At 69.3% G+C, this 22,982-nt stretch carries 16 protein-coding genes and 1 rRNA gene; 9 read left to right on the top strand and 8 right to left on the bottom strand.

Annotated features, from left to right (window positions below; genetic code table 11):
* Positions 1-259: 259 nt before the first annotated feature.
* From SANBI_RS03395 to SANBI_RS03385, 3 genes are all read right to left on the bottom strand, one after another.
* Positions 260-1,783: ribosomal RNA gene (locus tag SANBI_RS03395) — 16S ribosomal RNA — on the bottom strand.
* Between the two features lie 669 nt (positions 1,784-2,452).
* Positions 2,453-3,442 carry a LacI family DNA-binding transcriptional regulator gene (locus SANBI_RS03390; protein ID WP_319158936.1) on the bottom strand — a complete coding sequence of 330 codons (990 nt, stop codon included), beginning with the start codon at positions 3,440-3,442 and terminating at the stop codon, positions 2,453-2,455.
* 26 nt (positions 3,443-3,468) lie between these two features.
* Positions 3,469-4,584, bottom strand: coding sequence for a hypothetical protein (locus SANBI_RS03385; protein WP_319158934.1), 1,116 nt, complete (start codon positions 4,582-4,584; stop codon positions 3,469-3,471).
* A 172-nt stretch (positions 4,585-4,756) separates the two neighbouring features.
* Here SANBI_RS03385 and radA point away from each other — a divergent pair, with 172 nt between their 5' ends.
* Complete coding sequence (radA, locus tag SANBI_RS03380) at positions 4,757-6,175, top strand: DNA repair protein RadA (protein WP_056136273.1); 1,419 nt, start codon at positions 4,757-4,759, stop codon at positions 6,173-6,175.
* Positions 6,176-6,184: 9 nt separating this feature from the next.
* On the top strand, positions 6,185-7,270 hold the full coding sequence (disA, locus tag SANBI_RS03375) for a DNA integrity scanning diadenylate cyclase DisA (protein ID WP_056136271.1): 1,086 nt from the start codon (positions 6,185-6,187) through the stop codon (positions 7,268-7,270).
* A gap of 82 nt (positions 7,271-7,352) precedes the next feature.
* Here the strand turns inward: disA and SANBI_RS03370 are convergent, their stop codons facing one another.
* Positions 7,353-7,907 carry a DUF4232 domain-containing protein gene (locus tag SANBI_RS03370; RefSeq protein WP_319158931.1) on the bottom strand — a complete coding sequence of 185 codons (555 nt, stop codon included), beginning with the start codon at positions 7,905-7,907 and terminating at the stop codon, positions 7,353-7,355.
* A gap of 423 nt (positions 7,908-8,330) precedes the next feature.
* On the opposite strand from SANBI_RS03370, the gene SANBI_RS03365 reads away from it, so the two are divergent.
* Positions 8,331-9,290, top strand: a complete 960-nt coding sequence (locus tag SANBI_RS03365; RefSeq protein WP_319158928.1) for an HhH-GPD family protein — start codon at positions 8,331-8,333, stop codon at positions 9,288-9,290.
* A 221-nt stretch (positions 9,291-9,511) separates the two neighbouring features.
* Here SANBI_RS03365 and SANBI_RS03360 read toward each other — a convergent pair whose 3' ends face one another.
* Both SANBI_RS03360 and SANBI_RS03355 read right to left on the bottom strand, forming a co-directional pair.
* Entirely contained in the window at positions 9,512-10,042 is a 531-nt protein-coding gene (locus tag SANBI_RS03360) for an amino-acid N-acetyltransferase (RefSeq protein ID WP_179913492.1), read from the bottom strand.
* Between the two features lie 213 nt (positions 10,043-10,255).
* A complete protein-coding gene (locus SANBI_RS03355; RefSeq protein ID WP_056136265.1) occupies positions 10,256-11,206 on the bottom strand; it encodes a sugar-binding transcriptional regulator in 951 nt (316 codons plus the stop codon).
* A 123-nt stretch (positions 11,207-11,329) separates the two neighbouring features.
* Between SANBI_RS03355 and SANBI_RS03350 the strand changes: the two genes are divergently transcribed.
* The 5 genes from SANBI_RS03350 to glf all read left to right on the top strand — a co-directional run bounded on the left by SANBI_RS03350 (position 11,330) and on the right by glf (position 18,309).
* Positions 11,330-13,084 carry a glycerol-3-phosphate dehydrogenase/oxidase gene (locus tag SANBI_RS03350; protein WP_319158924.1) on the top strand — a complete coding sequence of 585 codons (1,755 nt, stop codon included), beginning with the start codon at positions 11,330-11,332 and terminating at the stop codon, positions 13,082-13,084.
* Between the two features lie 174 nt (positions 13,085-13,258).
* On the top strand, positions 13,259-13,996 hold the full coding sequence (locus tag SANBI_RS03345) for an MIP/aquaporin family protein (protein ID WP_319158922.1): 738 nt from the start codon (positions 13,259-13,261) through the stop codon (positions 13,994-13,996).
* A 120-nt stretch (positions 13,997-14,116) separates the two neighbouring features.
* Entirely contained in the window at positions 14,117-15,634 is a 1,518-nt protein-coding gene (glpK, locus tag SANBI_RS03340; protein ID WP_319158920.1) for a glycerol kinase GlpK, read from the top strand.
* A 186-nt stretch (positions 15,635-15,820) separates the two neighbouring features.
* The gene (locus SANBI_RS03335) at positions 15,821-17,155 is read left to right on the top strand and encodes an alpha/beta fold hydrolase (protein ID WP_319158918.1); all 1,335 of its coding nucleotides are present in this window, start codon (positions 15,821-15,823) and stop codon (positions 17,153-17,155) included.
* Positions 17,152-18,309: a UDP-galactopyranose mutase gene (gene glf, locus SANBI_RS03330; RefSeq protein ID WP_319158916.1), complete on the top strand. Its 1,158-nt coding sequence runs from the start codon at positions 17,152-17,154 to the stop codon at positions 18,307-18,309. Before SANBI_RS03335 ends, glf begins: the two co-directional genes overlap by 4 nt.
* Before the next feature lie 130 nt (positions 18,310-18,439).
* Here glf and SANBI_RS03325 read toward each other — a convergent pair whose 3' ends face one another.
* On the bottom strand, positions 18,440-20,731 hold the full coding sequence (locus SANBI_RS03325) for an MMPL family transporter (RefSeq protein WP_319158914.1): 2,292 nt from the start codon (positions 20,729-20,731) through the stop codon (positions 18,440-18,442).
* Positions 20,732-20,904: 173 nt separating this feature from the next.
* Here SANBI_RS03325 and SANBI_RS03320 point away from each other — a divergent pair, with 173 nt between their 5' ends.
* The gene (locus SANBI_RS03320) at positions 20,905-21,525 is read left to right on the top strand and encodes a TetR/AcrR family transcriptional regulator (RefSeq protein ID WP_319158912.1); all 621 of its coding nucleotides are present in this window, start codon (positions 20,905-20,907) and stop codon (positions 21,523-21,525) included.
* Positions 21,526-21,546: 21 nt separating this feature from the next.
* Here the strand turns inward: SANBI_RS03320 and trpS are convergent, their stop codons facing one another.
* Complete coding sequence (gene trpS, locus SANBI_RS03315; protein ID WP_319158910.1) at positions 21,547-22,731, bottom strand: tryptophan--tRNA ligase; 1,185 nt, start codon at positions 22,729-22,731, stop codon at positions 21,547-21,549.
* Between the last annotated feature and the right edge of the window lie 251 nt (positions 22,732-22,982).

The raw sequence follows: 22,982 nt of genomic DNA, 5'->3' as shown, positions 1-22,982 counted from the left end.
TAGCCGGCTTGGCGCCTGAAGTTCACTTGCGTACAAGACGCCCGTGCCTTCAGGACCCAACAGTGTGCTCATGTCCCCACCCTCACAAGCCACCCGTTCCAACCAGACGAAGCTGGTGTACTGAAGCGACCGCTCGAGGCGAGTCCTAGTCAATGTTCCACCCGTGAGCAACCACCCACACCCTCATTCGGAGTGTGGAAGTGGCCACCTGAACCCTGCCGGGGTAGTCCCCGACTCGAGCCAGTGTGTAGCTCCTTAGAAAGGAGGTGATCCAGCCGCACCTTCCGGTACGGCTACCTTGTTACGACTTAGTCCCAATCGCCAATCCCACCTTCGACGGCTCCATCCCACAAGGGGTTAGGCCACCGGCTTCGGGTGTTACCGACTTTCGTGACTTGACGGGCGGTGTGTACAAGGCCCGGGAACGTATTCACCGCAGCGTTGCTGATCTGCGATTACTAGCGACTCCGACTTCATGGGGTCGAGTTGCAGACCCCAATCCGAACTGAGACCGGCTTTTTGGGATTCGCTCCACCTCGCGGTATCGCAGCCCTTTGTACCGGCCATTGTAGCATGCGTGAAGCCCAAGACATAAGGGGCATGATGATTTGACGTCATCCCCACCTTCCTCCGAGTTGACCCCGGCAGTCTCCTATGAGTCCCCACCATAACGTGCTGGCAACATAGGACGAGGGTTGCGCTCGTTGCGGGACTTAACCCAACATCTCACGACACGAGCTGACGACAACCATGCACCACCTGTACACCAGTCCGAAGACGCACACATCTCTGCATGATTCCGGTGTATGTCAAGCCTTGGTAAGGTTCTTCGCGTTGCATCGAATTAATCCGCATGCTCCGCCGCTTGTGCGGGCCCCCGTCAATTCCTTTGAGTTTTAGCCTTGCGGCCGTACTCCCCAGGCGGGGCACTTAATGCGTTAGCTGCGGCGCGGAACTCGTGGAATGAGCCCCACACCTAGTGCCCAACGTTTACGGCATGGACTACCAGGGTATCTAATCCTGTTCGCTCCCCATGCTTTCGCTCCTCAGCGTCAGTAGTGGCCCAGTGACCTGCCTTCGCCATCGGTGTTCCTCCTGATATCTGCGCATTCCACCGCTACACCAGGAATTCCAGTCACCCCTACCACACTCTAGTCTGCCCGTACCCGATGCAAGCTCAAGGTTGAGCCTTGAGTTTTCACACCAGACGCGACAAACCGCCTACGAGCTCTTTACGCCCAATAATTCCGGACAACGCTTGCGCCCTACGTATTACCGCGGCTGCTGGCACGTAGTTAGCCGGCGCTTCTTCTGCAGGTACCGTCACTTTCGCTTCTTCCCTACTGAAAGAGGTTTACAACCCGAAGGCCTTCATCCCTCACGCGGCGTCGCTGCATCAGGCTTTCGCCCATTGTGCAATATTCCCCACTGCTGCCTCCCGTAGGAGTCTGGGCCGTGTCTCAGTCCCAGTGTGGCCGGTCGCCCTCTCAGGCCGGCTACCCGTCGACGCCTTGGTGAGCCATTACCTCACCAACAAGCTGATAGGCCGCGAGTCCATCCTTGACCGAAAAACTTTCCAGACGCCGACCATGCGGTCGCGTCTCGTATCCGGTATTAGCCCCGGTTTCCCGGAGTTATCCCAGAGTCAAGGGCAGGTTACTCACGTGTTACTCACCCGTTCGCCACTGATCAACCAGAGCAAGCTCTGATGTCACCGTTCGACTTGCATGTGTTAAGCACGCCGCCAGCGTTCGTCCTGAGCCAGGATCAAACTCTCCGTAAATGTTTGCTATCAACTGGCCGAAACCAGTTAACAACCATACGAAGCAAGCCTCCCTGCAAAGAGAGAACTTGATTAATCAAGGCTACAAACCGAAAACTTGCGTTTTCAATTCATACCAAATAAACCTTGCCACCAGACCAGCCCCGACCGAAAGGCCGAGCACCAATCCAAGACAAGGGGTCTTGGCATTGACTATTAAGCACACTGTTGAGTTCTCAAGGAGCGGACGCGCACCACCATCGAGCCATTCTCAGGCTCATCCGCATGGGGCTGCCGTTCAAGTTGACCTGTCGTTCTCCGGTCAGCCGTCCCCGCGACTAGCGCAGGTTCTTCCGGCCTGGAACAGGTTACCTCATGTCTTCGGAGTCGATGTCCAGACTGTGTCTGGCCTCGGTACTTCTCGATGAGGTTCGGTCACGCCCCGGGAACAGCCACTTCGCGGCGGCTCTTGCGAGCTTCGCAGTGGTGTCTGTGCCTCCCTGTCGGGCTGACATCCAGAACACTACGTTACGGATCGGGGACTTGGCCAATCCGGTACCAGTGACCCCGGTCACCCGCCACCGGAACGAGAGATCGGCGGGCACTCGGGCACTCGGGCACTCGGGCACTCGGGCACTCGGGCACTCGGGCACTCGGGCACAGCCGACCACGCCCCCTGGCAGGGAACGGTCAGACGGCCCGAGGGGCTGCGGTGCTCGCGCGCACCACGAGCTCGGGCACGAGCACAGCGTCTCCGACGGTCATGCCGTCGAGCAGGCCGCGGAGCGTCTCGATGATCTGGTGCCCCAGCGCGACGAAACCCGGGCGGACCGTCGTGAGCGGCGGGATGAAGTCCTCCGAGCCGGTGATGTCGTCGAAGCCGACCACCGAGACGTCGTGCGGCACGCGCATCCCTGCCTCGTGGAAGGCCCTGAGCAACCCCAGCGCCAGGTGGTCGTTCGCCGCGAAGACAGCGCTCGGCGCTCCTTCGGCAGCCATGCGCTGGCCGAGCTCGTAGCCGCACCCCGAGGTCCAGTCCCCCTCGACCACCTCTGGTACCCCCAGACCTCTGGCCCGCGACTGCTCGCGCCACCCCAGCACCCGCGCCTCCGCGTCCAACCAGCCCGCGGGCCCCGACACGTGCACGACGTCCCGGTGACCGAGACCTGCCAGGTGGTCGACCACGGCTCGCGCGCCGAGCACCTGGTCGACCGACACCGTGGTCACCGACTCGGGCGGGTCCGCGAGCGCAGCCACGACGACGACGGGGAGCTGCTCGTGCGCGGCGCGCACGGCGTCGACGACCTCGGCGTGCGGGGCGATCACCACGATGCCGTCGACCCCCTGCTGCATGAGGTGGTCGAGCGCGTCACGCATCGACTCCGCGTCGACGGTGCGCAAGGTCGCCACGGTGATGAAGTAGCCGGTCTCCCGCGCCGCCTCCTCGATCGCCACGAGGGTCTGCGACGGGCCGAAGGAGAACGAGCCCGTCGTGACCACCCCGACGGTGCCGGACCGCTGGGTCACCAGCGTCCGCGCGGCAGAGTTGCGGCGGTAGCCGAGGTCCGCGATCGCGGCGAGCACCTTCTCCCGGGTCTCGTCGCGCACGTTGGGGTGGTTGTTGAGCACCCTGGAGACCGTCTGGTGCGAGACACCGGCAGCGCGCGCGACGTCGTTCATGCCCGGTCGCCTGGTGCTCACCCGCATCAGAGGCCGAAGGCCGTCGCGAAGTTGACGAGCTCGGACGACGGGCCGACCGCGCGGATCGCGACGGTCCCGTTGGTCCACACCGCTGTCCCGGTCGTGCCGCCGGACGGGTAGTAGGACAGGGAGCCGGTGACCTCGCCACCGACGGTCACCTCTTCGGTCGTCGCGGGCTCACCGAGCTCGGCCGCGAGCGCCTGCGCTCCCGCGGTCGCCTGCTCGGCGTCCTCCCACTGTCCGACGGTGACGGTGAAGGCCGGGGTCCCGGACGCGGGGACCTCGGCAGCGGCGCTCTCGTCTGCCTCCTCTGCGGGTGCACCATCGGACGAGGAACCGTCCGAGGGGGCGGCGTCCGACGCTGCGTCTGCACCCTCGACCGGCGTGCCGTCCTCTCCGAGGACCTGGCCCGAGTACGTCACGGTCCAGGCCTCGAGAGCTCCGTCGAGGGTGTCGGTCGGCTCGACGGTCCCCAGGACGAACTGACGGACCGTCCCGGGGAGCGCCTGGACGAGCGCTGTCGCACCGGTCCTGTCGAGAGGCTCGGCCGTCGGGGTCGGGACGTCGATCGTCGTCGTGACCGTCTGGGCTGCAGGCTCTGCCTCGTCACCGGAGAGGAGAGCGAAGAGCACGACAGCCGCGACGACGATCGCGACCGCGCCACCGATGACGGCCCACAAGACCCAGGTACGCCGCCGGGTCTTGTCGTCTGGGCGTGTCCCGTCGGGCTCCGCGTCCAGGCCGTCGAGAGGGTGCGCACCAGGTGTCTCGTCGACAGCACCAGCGGCGCCCCCTGCACCTGCGGCGCGTCGGGCCGAGCGGGTGGGCTGCGCCGGGCTACGCGTCTCGGGCTGCGCGTCCTCGGCCGTGTCGCGCTCGGTCGCGTCGTCCGACGTGCGGCGGGCTGACAGCGCCTCGCTGTCCGGGTCCGTCGCGACCGCACCTGCACCGTCCGCACGACCGCGTCCACCGCGGCGGGGCGGAGGTGTCCAGGGGATGTCGGGCATGCCTGACGCGGGAGCCGGCTCGGCTGCCGCTGCGTCGGTCGTCGTGCGCGTGGCGTGCTCGCCTCGAGGGGGCTGGCCGGGGACTGCTGACCCGGTCTGCTCGTTCTCGGACATGGTGCTCCCTCGTGGCAGGCGCGGGTCGGACCCGGCGGTGCGCCGGAACCTGTCGGCCGGCGAGACGTGCAGATGACGAGGTCAGCCTACGGTCAGGGTCTGTCAGCGTGGTGGAGCCACGACGACGCCGGTCGCCCCGGGGGTGTCAGGGGGTGCCGTTACCGTTCTCGGCATGGCCACCACCACCAGGACCACGTCCTCCGCCGCCCGGGCGACCCGTCCGGGCTACCGCTGCTCCGAGTGCGGCTGGACCACGTCCAAGTGGGTCGGCCGCTGCGGGGAGTGCCAGGAGTGGGGCACCGTGGCCGAGACGGCCGCAGCCGCGTCCGGGCCCAAGACCGTGGCGTCCGCACCGACCCGTTCTGTCGCGCAGCCGATCGGCGAGATCGACGTCGACACCGCACAGGCGTCCCCGACAGGCATCAGCGAGTTCGACCGTGTCCTCGGCGGCGGGATCGTCCCCGGCGCCGTGGTGCTCCTCGCCGGTGAGCCCGGCGTCGGCAAGTCGACCCTGCTGCTCGACGTCGCGAGCACGACCGCCCGCGCGGGTCGCAAGGTCCTGTACATCACGGGCGAGGAGTCCGCGGGGCAGGTGCGGCTGCGCGCCGAGCGGATCGACGCCCTCGCCCCGAGCCTGCTGCTCGCGGCAGAGACCGACCTCGGGCAGGTCCTCGGCCAGATCGAGGCGACCGACCCCGACCTGCTGATCGTCGACTCGGTCCAGACGATCGCGTCAGCCCAGGTGGACGGCTCACCCGGCGGTGTCAGCCAGGTCCGGGAGGTCGCCGGCGCGCTGATCGCCGCAGCCAAGGGACGCAACATGCCTGTCGTGCTCGTCGGGCACGTCACCAAGGACGGCTCGGTCGCCGGGCCGCGCACCCTCGAGCACCTGGTCGACGTGGTGCTGCAGTTCGAGGGTGACCGCCACTCGCGTCTGCGCATGGTGCGGGCCGTCAAGAACAGGTACGGACCGACCGACGAGGTCGGCTGCTTCGAGCTCACCGAGGACGGCATCACCGGTCTCGCCGACCCGAGCGGCCTGTTCTTGTCGCACATCAACCTGGCCGTACCGGGGACCTGCGTGACCGTCACCCTCGAGGGCCGCCGACCGTTGGCCCTCGAGATCCAGTCGCTGGTGGTCGCGAGCCCGCTCGCCAACCCGCGGCGGACCACGAGCGGGATCGACTCGAGCAGGCTCGCGATGATCCTCGCCGTGATCCACCGCCACCTCGGCGCCCGGCTGACGGACGCCGACGTGTACGTCTCGACCATCGGCGGCGCACGGGTCACGGAGCCCGCGGCCGACCTCGCGATCGCCCTGGCGACGCTCAGCGCGCTCGAGAACAAGCCTGTGCCCGTCGGGACCATCGCGATCGGAGAGGTCGGTCTGGCTGGCGAGCTGCGCGCGGTCGCCGGGATCTCACGCCGGCTCAGCGAGGCCGCCAGGCTCGGTTTCACCCGCGCCGTCGTGCCTCCAGGCACGTCCGGGCCTGCGCCCGCAGGCATGACGCTGCTGCCCGCCGCGAACCTGGCCGAGGCCGTCCAACGCACCCAGCAGAGCCTCCTGCCGCAGACGCGTCCTGACGCGTAAGATCGCCCCGTGGCCAACTCCCCCGCGCACGTCGACGAGCTTCTCCGCGAGACCCTGGCCGCCGTGGCGCCAGGGACCGAGCTGCGGGACGGGCTAGAACGCATCCTCCGCGGCCGGACCGGCGCGCTCGTCGTGCTCGGCTTCGACGAGACCGTCGAGACGATGAGCTCAGGCGGCTTCGCCCTAGACGTCGAGTTCTCGGCCACCCGCCTGCGTGAGCTCGCCAAGATGGACGGTGCGATCGTCATGGACCGCGAGGCCAGCCGGATCTTGCGGGCCGCCGTGCAGCTCCTTCCCGACCCGTCGATCGAGACCACAGAGTCGGGCACCCGGCACCGCACCGCCGAGCGGGTCGCGAAGCAGACCGGCTTCCCCGTGATCTCCGTCAGCCAGTCCATGCGCATCGTCGCCCTGTACGTCGGCGGCTCCCGCTACGTGCTCGAGGACCCTGACACGATCCTGTCCCGCGCGAACCAGGCGCTCGCGACCCTCGAGCGCTACAAGGCTCGCCTGGACGAGGTCAGCGGCACCCTCTCAGCACTCGAGATCGAAGACCTCGTCACCGTCCGTGACGTCTGCGCCGTCGTGCAGCGTCTCGAGATGGTCGGACGCATCTCCGAGGAGATCGCCGGCTACGTCGTCGAGCTCGGCACCGAGGGACGTCTGCTCGCGCTGCAGCTCGACGAGCTCATCGGCGGGCTCGGGTCGGACCGGGAGTTCGTCATCCGTGACTACGTCGAGGTCGGGCGCAAGGACCACTCCGTCCAGGACGTGCTCGCGAGCCTCGCGGTCCTCGACTCGACCGAGCTCCTCGACCTCGGGCTCATCGGCCGCGTGCTCGGTCTGCCCGGCGGCGGCGAGGCGCTCGACGCTGCTGTCGCGCCGCACGGGTACCGCCTGCTCGCCAAGGTGCCCCGACTGCCAAGCACGATCGTCGCCCGTCTCGTCAGCCACTTCGGCGGTCTGCAGAAGCTCCTCGCGGCCACTGTCGAAGACCTCATGGTCGTCGACGGCGTCGGCGAGCAGCGCGCACGCTCGGTCCGAGAGGGTCTGTCCAGGCTCGCAGAGTCCAGCATCCTCGAGCGCTACGTCTGACCTGGGTGCAGCCACCGGCCCGCTTTGACCCGGCCCTGCACAGCTCCTGAGCAGCGCGCCGAGCCGAGAGGCCAGACCGTCGTCAGCCGACGGTGAAGACCAGCGGCTCGGTCGCGGTCGTCGAGGTCGTGACTGTCGCCTGGTAGGTCCCTGCCCCGATCGGCGGGAGGTCGGCGGGGCACTCGGGGGCAGAACGGTTCGTCGCCCACTCGATGGTGCTCACGTCGGAGCTGCCGGAGTCGAGCAGCAGCAGCCTCGGGTCACCGGGCTCGCAGTCGGCGCTCGACCAGATCCTGTCGGCTCCGGAGGTCACGACCAGCTGGGCCGCCGTCCGGCCCGCGTCGATCGTGCACGGTGCCTCGCCGACGTTCGTGAGGGTCAGCGTGAAGACCGCGGTCTGGCCGAGGGCGTACGCCCCGGCGTCGGAGGCGAGCTCGACGGCGAGACCCTCTGCGCTGCACTCCGCAGGGGTGGCGGGGTCGGATGTCGGTTCGGCGGCCGCCTCGGAGGTCGCCGGGGCTGGGTCCGGGGTGTCGTCGGTCCCGCCCCCGCCGAGAGCACCGGCGATGGCTCGGATGCCGAAGGCGATCCCGGCGACGACGACGGCGAGCACGAGGAGCACCACCGCCCACCGCACGACCAGGACCCTCGGGCTGGGGCGTCCGCTGCCTGTGGGACGGGGTGCGCGCGGCCCCTGCCCACCGGGCCCTCGTCCACCAGGACCAGCTGCGGGACCGGCACCGGTCCGCGCGGCGTGCGGGACCCCGGGTCGCGAACCGCCGGGCCTGCCTGAGCGAGAGTCGTCAGGGCGCGGGCTGCCGTCCTGGGGGTGCTGCCGGCCTTCGTGCTCCATGCGTGTGAACCACCCTCGTCTGCCAGCCCGACCACGGATCTCGCCACGCGGCGTCGGCCCACCGTACGGGGACGCGACACTGCGGCGACGACTGCTGAGAACTACCATATGCGGCGCGACCTCGTCACGCGGGCCGCGACCCGCGACCGGACGCCACCGGGGCCCAGCAGCCGGTGGCCCGTGCACCACCTAGCCGAGACCGAGGACATGACCGCACCAGACAGCGTCGCCCCGGCCCTGGTCGCCGAGCTCCAGGAGACTCTCGGCGACTGGTTCGAGCGCACAGCGCGCCCGCTCCCGTGGCGTTCCCCCGACCGGACCCCGTGGGGTGTCCTGGTCAGCGAGGTCATGTCTCAGCAGACCCCCGTCGCGCGGGTGGCTCCGGTCTGGCTGGAGTGGATGGAGCGGTGGCCGACACCCGCAGCCTTCGCGGCGGCCTCGACGGCCGACGTCCTGCGTGCCTGGGGACGGCTCGGCTACCCACGACGCGCGCTGCGCCTGCAGGAGTGCGCCAGAGCCGTGGTCGAGCGTCACGACGGCGAGGTACCCGAGGACGAGGCTCTGCTGCTCGCCCTCCCCGGGGTCGGTGCCTACACGGCTGCGGCCGTCATGGCCTTCGCCTTCGGGCGACGGTCAGTGGTCGTCGACACCAACGTGCGCAGGGTCCTGGCCCGCACCCTCGGCGGCGATGCGCTGCCGATGCCCGCGCTGACGGCTGCCGAGTCTGCGCGGGCCGCGCGGGTCGCCCCGGTCTCCGACGACGACGCCGCGCTCTGGGCAGCCTCGTCGATGGAGCTCGGCGCTGTCGTCTGCACGGCGCGCACCCCCTCGTGCGACAGCTGCCCGGTGAGCCACCTGTGCGCCTGGCGGGCGGCGGGCTACCCGCCCGACGAGCACGCCGGGCGCAGGCGCACCCAGGCGTGGAAGGGCACGGACCGGCAGGCCCGCGGCACCGTGATGGGCGCGCTGCGCGCCGCGCACGGTCCTGTCGCGCGGGCGGTCCTGGACGACCTGTGGCCTGACGCGGCTCAGCTGGGGCGGTGTCTCGCCTCGCTCGTCGAAGACGGTCTGGTCGAGCAGTGCGACGCGGACCTCTCAGGAGGCCCGGACGGACGCGCTCCCAGGCGCGACGCCGGCGCAGCTCAGGTGTACAGGCTGCCCGCCTGACACGACCCGTCGCGCCGGGGGAACGGGCGGCGGCTCCCGGCCTCCGGGGCACGTTCGGCCCTGGTCGGTCCCGCTCCTGCCCTGCCCTGCCCTGCCCTGCCCTGCCCTGCCCTGCCCTGCCCTGCCCTGCCCTGGTCAGCCGTGCCCTCTCCTGGTCAGCCCTGCACTGCCCCGCCCTGTCCTGGTCGGTGCTGCTCTGCCCAGGCCTTTCTTCGTCAGCCCTACAGCTCGATGAGCATCCGGCTGTTGCCCAGGGTGTTGGGCTTCACGCGGGCGAGGTCGAGGAACTCGGCGATGCCGTCGTCGTGCGAGCGCAGGAGCTCGGCGTACACCGCAGGGTCGACCGGTGTGCCCTCGATCTCGTGGAAGCCGTGGCGGACGAAGAAGTCGACCTCGAAGGTCAGGCAGAACACCCGACGCAGACCGAGCGTCCGAGCGCGGGCCAGCAGCTCGTCGACGAGGGCGTGGCCGAGCCCGCTGCCGTGCATCTCGGGCGCGACGGCTAGCGTGCGGATCTCGGCGAGGTCCTCCCACATGACGTGGAGCGCCCCGCAGCCGACCAGGCGCGGCTGGTCGACCGGTCCGGCCTCGGCGACGACGAACTCCTGGACCGACTCGTAGTACGCGACAGCCTCCTTCTCGACGAGGATCCGGCGCTGCGCGTAGGGCTCGACGAGCGCGCGGATGTGCCGCACGTCGGAGGGGCGCGCAGCTCGGACTGTCGCGGTCTGCGTCGGGGGTGCAGGAGTCACGCGGACAACCTACGCCCATACTCAATCGACTGCATACTTATCCACCTGACGGTCACCCGGCCACGTCCTGGTCGCGCTCCGCCTGCTCGGGGGGGTGCGAGGACCCCGGTCTCCCCCTCCGCCATCCGCGAGACCCAGCGCTCCCCCGCTCAGGCGTCGGCGAGACCCAGCGCTCCCCCGGTCAGCCGTGCGCGAGGTCCTGCGTCTCCCCGCTCAGTCGTCCTCGAGCAGCTTGGTCGCCGTCACCTCGTCGACGATGAGGTGCGTGACGACCCGGGCACGCAGCGCGGCCCGCAGCGGCACCACCTTGTTGTCGCCCGCGACGGCGCACACCCTCCGCGGCACACGACGCAGCTCGCTCGGCGAGGGCCCTGTCGCCCGGGCGTTGAGCGCGACGTCCTTGTACGTCCCGTCCTCCCGCAAGAACACCGTGCAGACGTCCCCGACGACACCCTCGTGGTCGAGCACGGCGACGTCGCTCGCCTCGAGGTACCCGGCCGTGTAGACGTGGCTCGGCAACCCGCCCGACAGCGCGCCGACCGAGAACAGCGCGATGTCTGCCCGCCGTTGCTGGGCGAGCACCCTGCGCACGGAGCGCTCGCGCCACATGGCCTCTTTCGTCTCGGCGTAGTCGAAGAACGCCGGCACTGGGAAATAGTGCACGTGGGCGTCGAAGGCCTTGCCGAACTCCGCGATGAGGTCTCCGGCGTACTCGACACCCGAGGTCCGGGTGTTCGCCGCACCGTTGAGCTGGACGACGGCGCTCCCCCGCGTCGTCTTGCGCGGCAGGTTCCGGGCGATCGCGCTGAGCGTCGTGCCCCAGGCCACGGCGAGGATCATGTTGGAGTCGAACCAGGTGCCGATCAGGCGCGCCGTCGTCAGTGCCACCTGCTCGAGCCTCTCGACCTCGCTGTTGTGGTCGGGAACTGCGACGACGTAGGCCTCGATGCCGTAGACCTCACGGATCTTCTGCCCCAGGCTCGGCGCGTTGGAGTGCGTCGGGCGCAGCGTGATCTCGACGAGCCCGGTCTCGCGGGCGTGCTTGACCATCCTGGAGACCGTCGACCTCGACGTGCCGAGGTGCTTGGCGATGGTCTCCATCGTGAGGTCCTGCAGGTAGTACATGGACGCAGCCCTCAAGACGTCCTTGTCTCGAACCGCCATAGCGCAAACTCCCTCGTGAGACGACCCTTGCACCCGCCGGTGCACATATGTGCATCCAGGTTGCGCGAACGTTCTGACAGTGTGACCTTAGTCCTAGCCGTAGTGCGAGTCGAAAGGTCATCCATGTCCACGTCCGGAACGTCGTCCAAGCTCACCCCGCAGAGCCGAGCACAGTCGCTCGACGCCCTCCGCGCGAGCGCCGAGGGAGAACCTCTCGATGTCCTCGTCATCGGTGGTGGCGTCACCGGCGCTGGCATCGCGCTCGACGCCGTGACGCGTGGACTCACCACAGCCGTCGTCGAGTCCCAGGACTGGGCGGCAGGCACCTCGAGCCGCTCGAGCAAGCTCGTGCACGGTGGCCTGCGCTACCTGCAGATGCTCGACTTCAACCTCGTCCACGAGGCGCTGACCGAGCGCGACCTGCTCATCAAGAAGCTGGCCCCGCACCTCGTCAAGCCCGTCTCCTTCCTCTACCCGCTCGAGCACAGGGTGTGGGAGCGCGGGTACGTCGGCGCGGGCATCATGCTCTACGACACCCTCGCGAGCCTCATCCCGGGCAAGCGCGCGCTGCCGTTCCACAAGCACGTGTCCCGCAAGGGCATGGAGCGCCTGTTCCCGGACCTGCGCCACGACGCCGCAGTCGGAGCCGTCCGTTACTGGGACGGCTCGGTCGACGACGCACGTCTCGTCTCGACCCTCATCCGCACCGCAGCGTCCTACGGCGCGAGCGCCGCGTCCCGCACGCAGGTCGTCGAGCTCACCAAGGACCCGAGCGGCCGTGTCGACGGTGCCGTGCTCAAGGACCTCGAGACCGGTGACACCTTCCCGGTCAAGGCCCGCAACGTCATCAACGCGACGGGCGTGTGGACCGAGGAGACCGAGGCTCTCGCCGGCGGGACCGGCGGTCTGCGCGTGCTCGCCTCGAAGGGCGTCCACATCGTCGTCCCGCGCGAGCGCATCAAGGGCACCGTCGGGCTGATCCTGCAGACCGAGAAGAGCGTGCTCTTCGTCATCCCGTGGTCGCGCTACTGGGTCATCGGCACCACGGACACCCCGTGGAAGCAGGAGCTCCAGCACCCCGTCGCAACCGCTGCGGACATCGACTACGTGCTCGATCACGCCAACGCCGTGCTCGCCGACCCGCTCACCCGTGACGACATCATCGGCACGTGGGCCGGTCTGCGCCCGCTGCTCCAGCCGGGCACCAAGGAGGGCACCTCGTCCGCCAAGGTCTCCCGCGAGCACACCGTGGCCTCGCCCGTCCCCGGCCTGACGGTCATCGCGGGCGGAAAGCTCACGACGTACCGCGTCATGGCAGAGGACGCCGTCGACTTCGCCCTCGGCGAGGGCGCCAAGGCCCGTCCGTCCATCACGACCGAGGTGCCGCTGCTCGGCGCCGTCGGCCTCGACGTCCAGCAGAACTGGGGCCGCCGCTACGCCGCCACCTACGGGTGGACCCCGGCGCTCGTCGACCACCTCCTGCACCGCTACGGCTCGCTGCTCTCCGACATCGTCGAGCTCTGCGAGTCCGACCCGGAGATGGCCAAGCCTCTGCAGCACGCCCCGGCGTACCTGCGGGCCGAGATCGCGTACGCGGTCAGCCACGAGGGCGTCCTGCACCTCGAGGACATCATGCTGCACCGCACCCGTCTCAACTACGAGGTCGCCGACCGCGGTGTCGCCGCCCTCGAGGAGATCTCGCAGATCGCCGCTGCCGGACTCGGCTGGGACGAGGAGACCCGCCTCGCCGAGGTGGCCTCGTACACGGCTCGCGCCGAGGCCGAGGCCGCTGCCGAGCACGACCTCGACGACGCTGCCGCCGAGCGCACCCGCCTCGCGGCCACGGACGTCACCCCGATGACCGCGCTCTCCTCCTGACAACCCTGTGGTGCGGCGGACCTGCTCGGTCCGCCGCACCTCTCAGCGCTACTCCCCGATCTGCCAGGGTCGGCGACGACCCTGGCCGCACCACACCTCCACAGCACGACCTCGGACGCAGAGCCGCTCCGAGGAGCCCGGGACGCAGCAGTCCCTGACACATGAGGACACGACATGAATTTCTCCGCTGGTGAAGTCTTCGCATCAGAAGTCGTCGGAACCGCACTCTTGATCCTGCTCGGTGCAGGCGTCGTCGCCAACGTCATCCTCCCCAAGACCAAGGGGTTCGCAGGCGGCACGCTGATGATCAACTTCGGCTGGGGCCTCGCGGTCTTCACAGGTGTCTACGCCTCGTGGAAGTCCGGAGCCCACCTCAACCCCGCCGTGACCATCGGCATCATGACCAACGGCCAGGACACGTTCGCCCCCGACGGCCTGCCGGTCAACTTCGGCAACATGCTCCTCTACCTCGCCGCCCAGATGATCGGTGCCGTCATCGGTGCCGTCCTCGCCTTCCTCGCGTACAAGAACCACTTCGACCTCGAGGCTCCTGCAGCCACCAAGCTCGGCGTGTTCTCGACGGGCCCGGAGATCCGGTCCTACACGTGGAACTTCATCACGGAGGTCATCGCGACCTTCGTCCTCGTCTTCACCATCCTCAACTTCGGCAACACCCCGAGCGAGCTCGGTCCGCTCGCTGTCGCGCTGCTGGTGGTCGGCATCGGTGCGAGCCTCGGTGGCCCGACCGGGTACGCCATCAACCCGGCTCGTGACCTCGGCCCGCGCATCGCCCACGCCTTCCTGCCCATCAAGGGCAAGGGTGGCAGCGACTGGTCTTACGCCTGGGTGCCCGTCGTCGGCCCGCTCGTCGGTGGCGCGCTCGCCGGTCTCGCCGCGACGGCGATGGCCTGAGCCGATCCACCTGCGGGTGGCCGCGCACGACCCCGGCCACCCGCACCCCTCCTCTCGCTCTTCCGGGACACCGCACGACCCGTCCGTCTCGACCGCACACCGAAGTGAAGGACTCACCTCATGACCGAGCAGTACGTACTCGCCATCGACCAGGGCACCACGAGCTCGCGTGCCATCGTCTTCAAGCACAACGGCACCATCCACTCCTCCGGGCAGCTCGAGCACGACCAGATCTTCCCGCGGGCTGGCTGGGTCGAGCACAACCCGGAGCAGATCTGGAACAACGTCCGCGAGGCTGTCGGCCTGGCGCTCACCCGCGGCAACCTCACGCACGACGACATCGCCGCCGTCGGCATCACCAACCAGCGCGAGACCGCTGTGGTGTGGGACCGGAACACCGGCAAGCCCGTCTACAACGCGATCGTCTGGCAGGACACCCGCACGCAGAAGATCGTCGACGAGCTCGGCGGCGAAGAGGGCGCAGACAAGTACAAGGCGATCGTCGGCCTCCCCCTCGCGACCTACTTCTCGGGCCCGAAGGTCAAGTGGATCCTCGACAACGTCGAGGGTGCCCGCGAGGCGGCCGAGCGCGGCGACCTGATGTTCGGCAACACCGACTCCTGGGTGCTGTGGAACATGACCGGCGGGACAGAGGGCGGCGTTCACCTGACCGACGTCACCAACGCGTCGCGCACCATGCTGATGAACATCGACTCGCTCACCTGGAACGAGGACATCGCGAAGGACATGGGCATCCCGATGTCCATGCTCCCCGAGATCCGCTCCTCCTCCGAGGTCTACGGCACCGGCCGCGCACGCGGTATGGTCCCCGGCGTCCCGATCGCCGGCATCCTCGGCGACCAGCAGGCGGCGACCTTCGGCCAGGCCTGCTTCGAGAAGGGCACGGCCAAGAACACCTACGGCACCGGCAACTTCATGCTGCTCAACACGGGCACCGAGCCCGTGCACAGCAAGAACGGCCTGCTGACCACGGTCTGCTACAAGATCGGCGACGCCCCGCAGGTCTACGCGCTCGAGGGCTCGATCGCCGTGACAGGCTCGCTCATCCAGTGGATGAGCGACAACCTCGGCATGTTCGAAGAGGCCAAGGACGTCGAGTACTACGCGAGCAAGGTCGACGACAACGGTGGCGCGTACTTCGTGCCTGCGTTCTCCGGCCTCTTCGCTCCGTACTGGCGCCCGGACGCCCGCGGTGCGCTCGTCGGCCTCACCCGGTTCGTCAACAAGAACCACATCGCCCGCGCGGCCCTCGAGGCCACGGCCTTCCAGACCCGCGAGGTCCTCGACGCCATGAACGCCGACTCGGGCGTGGACCTCACCGAGCTCAAGGTCGACGGCGGCATGGTCGCCAACGAGCTGCTCATGCAGTTCCAGGCCGACATCCTCGACGTCGACGTGGTCCGCCCGCAGGTCGCCGAGACCACCGCTCTCGGTGCCGCCTACGCGGCCGGCATCGCGGTCGGCTTCTGGAACGGCGAGCAGGACGTCATCGACAACTGGGCCGAGGACAAGCGCTGGTCGTCGACGATGGAGAGCTCCGAGCGCGACCGCCAGTACCGCCTGTGGAAGAAGGCTGTCTCGAAGACCCTCGACTGGGTCGACGAGGACGTCGTCTGACCCGACGCACGACCGGACCCTCTCTGCGGTCTGAGGCACGACAGACGCCCGGCGTCTGGTGGGATCTCTCCCGCCGGGCGCCGGGCGTCGTCGTGCGATCAGAGGGGCGACGAGGCCGATCACGTAGACCCGCACGGCATAGGCTGTCCGGACCGACAGCACCTCAGCCTCCTGGAGCCCTCCCCCGTGACGAGCGTCAGCTATACGATCCCCGGCCTGCACGTGACCGACCACGAGGCCGAGGTACCGCTCGACTGGGCGTCGCCCGACGACGGCCGGACGCTCACGGTCTTCGCGCGCGAGCTCGTCGCACCGTCCCGACGGCACGACGACCTGCCGCTCGTGGTCTTCCTCCAGGGCGGGCCTGGCGGCAAGGGCCCGCGTCCGACCGCAGCCGACGGCTGGGTCGGGCAGATGCTCGCGACCCACCGGGTCGTGCTGCTCGACCAACGTGGCACGGGCCGGTCGAGCGCCGTGCGCGGCGCGGCGCTGGCGGCGCTCGGAACCCCGACCGAGCAGGCCGCGTACCTCGCGCACTTCCGTGCCGACTCGATCGTCGACGACGCCGAGCACCTCCGGAAGACCGTCTACGGCGGTCGGCGATGGGCGACGATCGGGCAGAGCTACGGGGGTTTCCTCACCCTGACCTACCTCTCCAGGGCACCGCACGCGCTGACCGCCTGCTACGTCACCGGCGGCCTGCCGAGCGTCTGGCCGGATGCCCACGAGGTCTACAGGCGGACGTACCCGCGGACGGCCGCGAAGAACGCCCAGTACTACGAGCGCTTCCCGCAGGACGTCGAGAGGATCGCGCGCATCGCGGACAGGCTCGACGCCGGGGACGTCCGTCTGCCCGACGGCGACGTGCTGAGCACCCGGCGCTTCCAGACCCTCGGCATGGACTTCGGCATGAAGCCCGGCTTCGAGCGGGTGCACTGGCTCGTCGACGAGGCCTTCGACCGTGGGTCTGACGACCTGAGCGACACCTTCCTCGAGGCCGTCATGGACCTCACCTCGTACAGGTCGCGCCCGCTCTACGCAGTCCTGCACGAGTCCATCTACGCCTCGGGAGAGGCGACGACGGGCTGGGCCGCGCACACGGTGCGCGCCGAGCACCCGGCCTTCGACCCGTCAGCCCGGCCGCTGCTCTTCAGCGGCGAGATGATCTACCCGTGGATGTTCGAGGAGATCTCCGGGCTGCGCCCCTTCCAGGCCGCCGCGGAAGAGCTCGCGGCGCGCAGCTCCTGGACGACTCTCTACGACCCTGACGTCCTCGCGTCGAACGAGGTCCTGGTCGCCGCGGCGGTCTACCACGACGACATGTTCGTCGACGCACAGCTCTCGCTCGCGACGGCCGCGCACGTCGGCTCTGTGCAGACGTGGGTGACGAACGAGTTCGAGCACGACGGCCTGCGCACCGGTGACGTGCTGAGCCGGCTGGTCCGACTCGTGGCCGACCAGGGCGGGCCGCGGCCAGAGACGGACGAGCCGTCCTCGGTCCGAGGCGCGAGGCACCTGTGACCCCCGACCTCGTCGTCGTCGGAGCCGGGTTCTTCGGTCTGACCGTCGCCGAGCGGATCGCCGAGGAGCACGGCCTCAAGGTCCTCGTCGTCGACCGCCGTCACCATGTGGGCGGCAACGCCTACTCGGAGGTCGAGGCGCAGACCGGGATCGAGGTGCACCGCTACGGCGCCCACCTCTTCCACACCTCGAACGAGCGCGTGTGGGAGTACGTCAACAGGTTCACCTCGTTCACGGACTACGAGCACAGGGTGTACACCACGCACCGCGGCGAGGTGTTCCCGATGCCGATCAACCTCGGCACGATCAACCAGTTCTTCCGCTCCGCGCACGGGCCGCAGGCTGCGCGCGACCTGCTCCTCGAGCAGGCCGCCGAGCTCGGCGGCAAGAGGCCGGAGAACCTCGACGAGCAGGGGATCTCGCTCGTCGGGCGCCCGCTGTACGAGGCGTTCATCCGTGAGTACACGGCCAAGCAGTGGCAGACGGACCCCAAGGACCTTCCGGCGAGCATCATCTCGCGCCTGCCCGTGCGCTACACGTACGACAACCGCTATTTCTCGGACACCCACGAAGGTCTGCCGACAGACGGGTACACCCGCTGGATCGAGCGGATGGCCGACCACAAGAACATCGAGGTCCGTCTGGACGTCGACTTCTTCGACGAGTCGCAGCCTGTCAACAAGAAGAATGTCGTCGGCAACGTGCCCGTGGTCTACACGGGCCCCGTCGACCGCTACTTCGACTTCGCGGAGGGCGACCTCTCATGGCGCACCCTCGACTTCGAGGAGGAGGTGCTCCAGGTCGGCGACTTCCAGGGGACCTCGGTGATGAACTACGCGGACGCCGACGTGCCGTACACGCGCATCCACGAGTTCCGCCACTTCCACCCCGAGCGGGACTACCCGAAGGACACGACCGTGATCGTGCGTGAGTTCTCGCGCTTCGCGGAGAAGACCGACGAGCCGTACTACCCGATCAGCACCGCGGCCGACCGTGAGCGCCTGCTCGCCTACCGCGACCTCGCCGCGGGCGAGAAGGACGTCTTCTTCGGCGGGCGTCTGGGGACCTACCAGTACCTCGACATGCACATGGCGATCGGTTCGGCGCTCTCGATGGTCGACAACCAGCTCACGCAGACCTACGGCTCCGCCTGACCCGCTCTGACCCGGACCTCGGTCTGACGAGCGCCTGTCCGCGCAGACGAGATCGGCGGGTGGCGTGACGACCAAGAGGTCGCCCCACCACCCGCCGACGGTCGGGTCCGCGCCGAGGCGGCGGGTCGGGCTACTTCGCGTGGGCGCCGGTGTGCGCCTCGTGCTTCGGCTCGTGGTGCGTCTCCGTGCGGGCCTCGAGGGACGCGCCCTCGATGTCGACGTTCGGCAGAGCCTTGTCGAGCCAGCGCGGCAGCCACCAGGCGGACTTGCCGAGGAGCGCCATGACGGCCGGGATCATCGTCATGCGCACGACGAGGGCGTCGACCGCGATGCCGAAGCCGAGCGCGAAGGCGATCGGACCGATGGTCGTGTTGCCCGAGAACACGAAGCTCGCGAAGACAGCGATCATGATGAGCGCGGCGGCGAGCACCACCCGCGCACCGTGGGCGTAGCCCGACCGCACGGCCTGCATGGCACCGGCACCGTGCGTGAAGTCCTCCCGCATGCGGGAGACCAGGAACACCTGGTAGTCCATCGCGAGGCCGAAGAGCACACCCACGAGCAGGACGGGCATGAAGCTCAGCAGCGGCGCCGGGGTCGCGACGCTGAACACGTCAGCCAACCAGCCCCACTGGTACACGGCCGTGGTCGCACCGAAGGCTGCGGCGACGGTGAGCAGGAACCCGAGGACCGCGGTGACCGGGACGAGCAGCGAGCGGAAGGCGACCAGCAGCAGGATGATCGCGAGGCCCACGACGATCGCGAGGAACAGCGGCAGAGCGTCCGCGAGCTTCTCGGTGACGTCGATGTTGGCCGCGGCCGCGCCGGTGACCCACACGTCGGCCCCGGTGGCCTCCTCGACGGCGCCGCGCAGGTCGCGGATGTCGTGGACGACCTCCGCGGTCTCCTCGGCGTTCGGTCCCGTCGTCGGGATCACCGTGATGATCGCGGCGTCGGCCTGCGGGGTTCCCGGGGCGGCCTCCATGCCCTCGACGGCCCCGTTGGGGATCGCCGGTGCGACGGCGGCGACGTTCGCGACGCCCTCGAGCGCAGCCGACATCTGGGCCATCGCGGCGGGCAGCGCGTCAGGGTCGGACTCTGCGTCGAGGAGCACGACGAGCGGTCCGTTGATCCCGGGGCCGAAGCCCTCGGCCAGCAGGTCGTAGGCCTGGCGGTCGTGCGAGGTGGCCTGCTCCTGGCCGGCGTCGGGCAGCCCCAGGCGCATGGACGTCGCGGGGAGCGCGACCGTCCCGAGGAGCAGCACCCCGACCAGCAGCGTCCACACCGGGTGCGTGGTGACGAAGGTGCCCCAGCGGTTCTCGGCCTTGGTCGAGCGCTGGGCACGAGCGGCAGCCCGGCCCTTCGGGATGAGCCTGTCGCCGGCGAAGCCCATGATCGCGGGCAGCAGAGTGGTGGCGATGAGCACAGCGATGGCGACTGTCGCGGCGGCTGCGAGACCCATGGTGGCGAGGAACGGGATCCCGGTGACGGAGAGTCCGGCAAGGGCGATGACGACGGTCAGACCTGCGAAGACGACCGCGGACCCAGCGGTGCCGACCGCACGGCCTGCGGACTCTGCCGGGGGGATGCCCTCGGCCAGCTGCTGACGGTGCCTGGAGAGCAGGAACAGCGCGTAGTCGATCCCGACGGCCAGGCCCAGCATGAGTGCGAGCGTCAGCGTCGCCGACGAGATCGTGACGACGGCCGAGAGCGAGAGGACACCGGCGACGCCGATGCCCACACCCAGCAGCGCGGTGAGGATGGGCATCCCGGCGGCGAGCAGCGAGCCGAAGGTGACGAGCAGGACGAGCAGCGCGACGACCACGCCGACGAGCTCGGTCGGTCCGAGGAGCTCGAGCGGCTCGGTGAACGGGCCACCCGCGACGGCGACCGTGAAGCCGTCGTCGCTGAGCGTGCTCTCGGCCGAGGCGATGGTGTCGAGGGTCGCGTCGCTCACGTCGTCCGCGGGGACCGTGAACTGGATGTCGACGTAGACGGCCCCGCCGTCGGGGGCGATCGTGCCCGTGGTCATGGGGTCGGAGACCGACTCGACCTGGCTCTCCTCGGAGATGGGCGCGAGCGCGCCGAGGACGGTCTCGAGGCTGCCGTCCTCGATGAGGTTGGTCCCCTCGGGCGCCTGGACGACGAACTTGGACGACGCGGGCTTCTCGGCCTCGGCCCCTGCGGCGGCCTGACCACCGGTCCCAGCACCGACACCCGAGGCGGCGTCGCCGAAGCGCTCTTCGAGGATGGTCTGCGCCGTCGCGGACTCGACGCCCGGGATGGTGAGCTCTTCGGTCATCTTCATGCCCGAGGCGACGGCTCCGGCGCCTGCGGCCGCGAGCACGAGGAGCCAGGCGATGAGCACGGTCCACCGTCTGGTGAACGAGAAGTGCCCGACCCTGTACAGGAAGGAGGCCATGGTGATCCCTTGGTCGTCCGGGAGGGGTCCCGGGGGTGGAGAACGGTCTGCGGGCGTGCCGCTGCGTCGCACCTCGTTGAACGACGTTGCCACCGTAAGCAACGATCGTCGTGTACGCAACACGTGTTGGCTTTCCGGTTTCGCGGATCGCTCTGGGCTGACAGAATGAGGGCATGGACCCCCGGATCGCCCGCACCCGAGCGCTGCTCCAGGACGCGCTGCTCTCGCTCGCCCGCGAGCGCGACCTGGACGAGATCGCCGTCGCGGACATCGCCGACAGGGCCACGATCAACCGCAGCACCTTCTACCAGCACTACGCCGACAAGGAGACGCTGCTCGCCGACGCCCTCGACACCCGGGCACGCCAGGCCGGCGCGGACCTGTCCGAGGCCGGCACCCTCGAGCTCACCGACGCCCCGCCCCTGCTGCTCACCCGGTACGTCGAGCACCTCGACGAGAACGCGGCGCTGTACAGGCGCGCCCTCGGCGAGGGCGGCTCGAGCATCGCGGCTGCCCGGTTGCGGGCCCGCATCAACACCGTGGTCATCCAGGGCGTGAGCGAGCACAGCGACCACCCCGAGACGGAGATGCCCCTCGAGATCGTCGCGGCGGGCATCACCGGGTCTCTCGTCGGCGTGCTCACGGCCTGGCTCGAGATGGAACCGCGCCCGTCGGTCGCCGAGGCGTCCGGGTGGGCGTGGCGGATGCTGGTCCCCGCCGTCGCGAAGGAGATCGCGCAGGGGGCTGCCGGGGGCGCCCCGGTGTGCACGGTGACCGGACCGCCGGAGGCCTGAGACCTCCCTGTCGTGCACGGGTCACGTGTAGGACGTGCCCATGAGCTCTCGGACGTCGTCGAGGGTGCTGTCGGCGATCTGGTTGGCGCGGGCGTTGCCACGCTCGAGCAGCGACAGCGGGTCGAGCGTGCTCTCCGTGAGCGCCGTCCGCCGCGCACGGACCGGTCGGAAGTACTCCACGAGAGCCTCGGTGACGAGCGCCTTGAGGGCTCCCGCTCCCCGGGCACCGATCTCGTCGGCCACGGTCTCGGGCGTCTCCCCCGTGCACAGCGAGGCGAGCGTCAGCAGGTTCGCGACCCCGGGCCTGCGCTCGGGGTCGTAGGTGACATGCCTGTCGGCATCGGTCACGCACCGCCTCACGAAGGCCGCGGTCTCGTCCTCCGTGGCCGAGATCAGCAGGCTGTTGCCGCGGCTCTTGCTCATCTTCGCGCCGTCGTGCCCGAGGATCGTCGGGGACGGCGCGAGGAGCGCGTCGGGCTCGGTGAAGAAGGGACGAGCCGGGCTGAACCTGTGGTTGAAGCGACGCGCGAGCGTGCGCGTCGTCTCGAGATGCGGCAGCTGGTCCTGCCCGACGGGGACGAGGTTCGCGCGGCAGAACAGGATGTCTGCCGCCTGGTGCACCGGGTAGGTGAGCATGAGGCCGCTCATCGCGCGGCCTCCCCCGGCACGCACCTCGTCCTTGACCGTCGGGTTCCGCTCGAGCTCGGCGACGCTCACGAGACTGAGGAAGGGCAGCACCAGCTGGTTGAGCGCGGGGACTGCGGAGTGCGTGAAGATCGTCGTGCGCTCGGGGTCGATCCCCGCAGCCTGGTAGTCGAGCAGGATCTCGCGGACCGTCCCGCGCAGGTCACCCGTCTCGTCGCGGTCGGTGATCACCTGGTAGTCGGCGAGCACGAGCAGCAGCTCGACGCCTGCCTGCTGGAGGCGCGCGCGGTTGGCGACGGTGCCGAAGTAGTGGCCGATGTGCAGCGCGCCCGTCGGACGCTCCCCCGTGAGGACCCGGAAGGCCGAGGGATCTTGTGCGATCTGGTCTTCGAGCTCGCGGCTGCGGACGCGGGCTGCGGCGACAGAGCCGGTCTCGTGGGTCGGTGCGGGAGGGGAGTCGTCCGGCCTCGCTGTCTTGGCTCCGGCCGGAGAGAGGACGGGCGCACTCGTGCTGGGCGCGAGGGGGTGGGTCACGGGCTGTGCTGGGACGTGGGTGGTCATCTCGGGGCTCCTCAGGTGGGGAGCGGCTCGACCCAGACCTGGAGGTGCACGACGATGGCGACCCGGCTGCGGCGAGCAGCTCGGGGACACGACAGGTCACGGCTGCTGAGGCAGCCACCACCATGCGCGCGTGATCATCGAGCCAGGCTACCCCCAGTTCCACTCGCTCACCTCTGCCCCTCTCCTCGCTCACCTCTCCCCCCTCGCTGACACGAGGTCGCATCCTCAGGCACGAGGTCGCACGGACACGC

The sequence above is a fragment of the Sanguibacter biliveldensis genome (assembly GCF_033798665.1).
Classification (GTDB): Bacteria; Actinomycetota; Actinomycetes; order Actinomycetales; family Cellulomonadaceae; genus Sanguibacter; species Sanguibacter inulinus.
The sequence above is the reverse complement of the archived record's forward strand: the minus strand, read 5'-3'. Positions and strand labels throughout refer to the sequence as shown.

What these genes read in the sequence shown, in the direction of transcription:
- SANBI_RS03390 (WP_319158936.1), bottom strand. Translation starts at nt 3,442, where the DNA reads ATGAACGACGTCGCGCGCGCTGCCGGTGTCTCGCACCAGACGGTCTCC.
- SANBI_RS03385 (WP_319158934.1), bottom strand. Translation starts at nt 4,584, where the DNA reads ATGTCCGAGAACGAGCAGACCGGGTCAGCAGTCCCCGGCCAGCCCCCT.
- radA (WP_056136273.1), top strand. Translation starts at nt 4,757, where the DNA reads ATGGCCACCACCACCAGGACCACGTCCTCCGCCGCCCGGGCGACCCGT.
- SANBI_RS03365 (WP_319158928.1), top strand. Translation starts at nt 8,331, where the DNA reads ATGACCGCACCAGACAGCGTCGCCCCGGCCCTGGTCGCCGAGCTCCAG.
- SANBI_RS03355 (WP_056136265.1), bottom strand. Translation starts at nt 11,206, where the DNA reads ATGGCGGTTCGAGACAAGGACGTCTTGAGGGCTGCGTCCATGTACTAC.
- SANBI_RS03350 (WP_319158924.1), top strand. Translation starts at nt 11,330, where the DNA reads ATGTCCACGTCCGGAACGTCGTCCAAGCTCACCCCGCAGAGCCGAGCA.
- SANBI_RS03345 (WP_319158922.1), top strand. Translation starts at nt 13,259, where the DNA reads ATGAATTTCTCCGCTGGTGAAGTCTTCGCATCAGAAGTCGTCGGAACC.
- glpK (WP_319158920.1), top strand. Translation starts at nt 14,117, where the DNA reads ATGACCGAGCAGTACGTACTCGCCATCGACCAGGGCACCACGAGCTCG.
- SANBI_RS03325 (WP_319158914.1), bottom strand. Translation starts at nt 20,731, where the DNA reads ATGGCCTCCTTCCTGTACAGGGTCGGGCACTTCTCGTTCACCAGACGG.
- SANBI_RS03320 (WP_319158912.1), top strand. Translation starts at nt 20,905, where the DNA reads ATGGACCCCCGGATCGCCCGCACCCGAGCGCTGCTCCAGGACGCGCTG.
- trpS (WP_319158910.1), bottom strand. Translation starts at nt 22,731, where the DNA reads ATGACCACCCACGTCCCAGCACAGCCCGTGACCCACCCCCTCGCGCCC.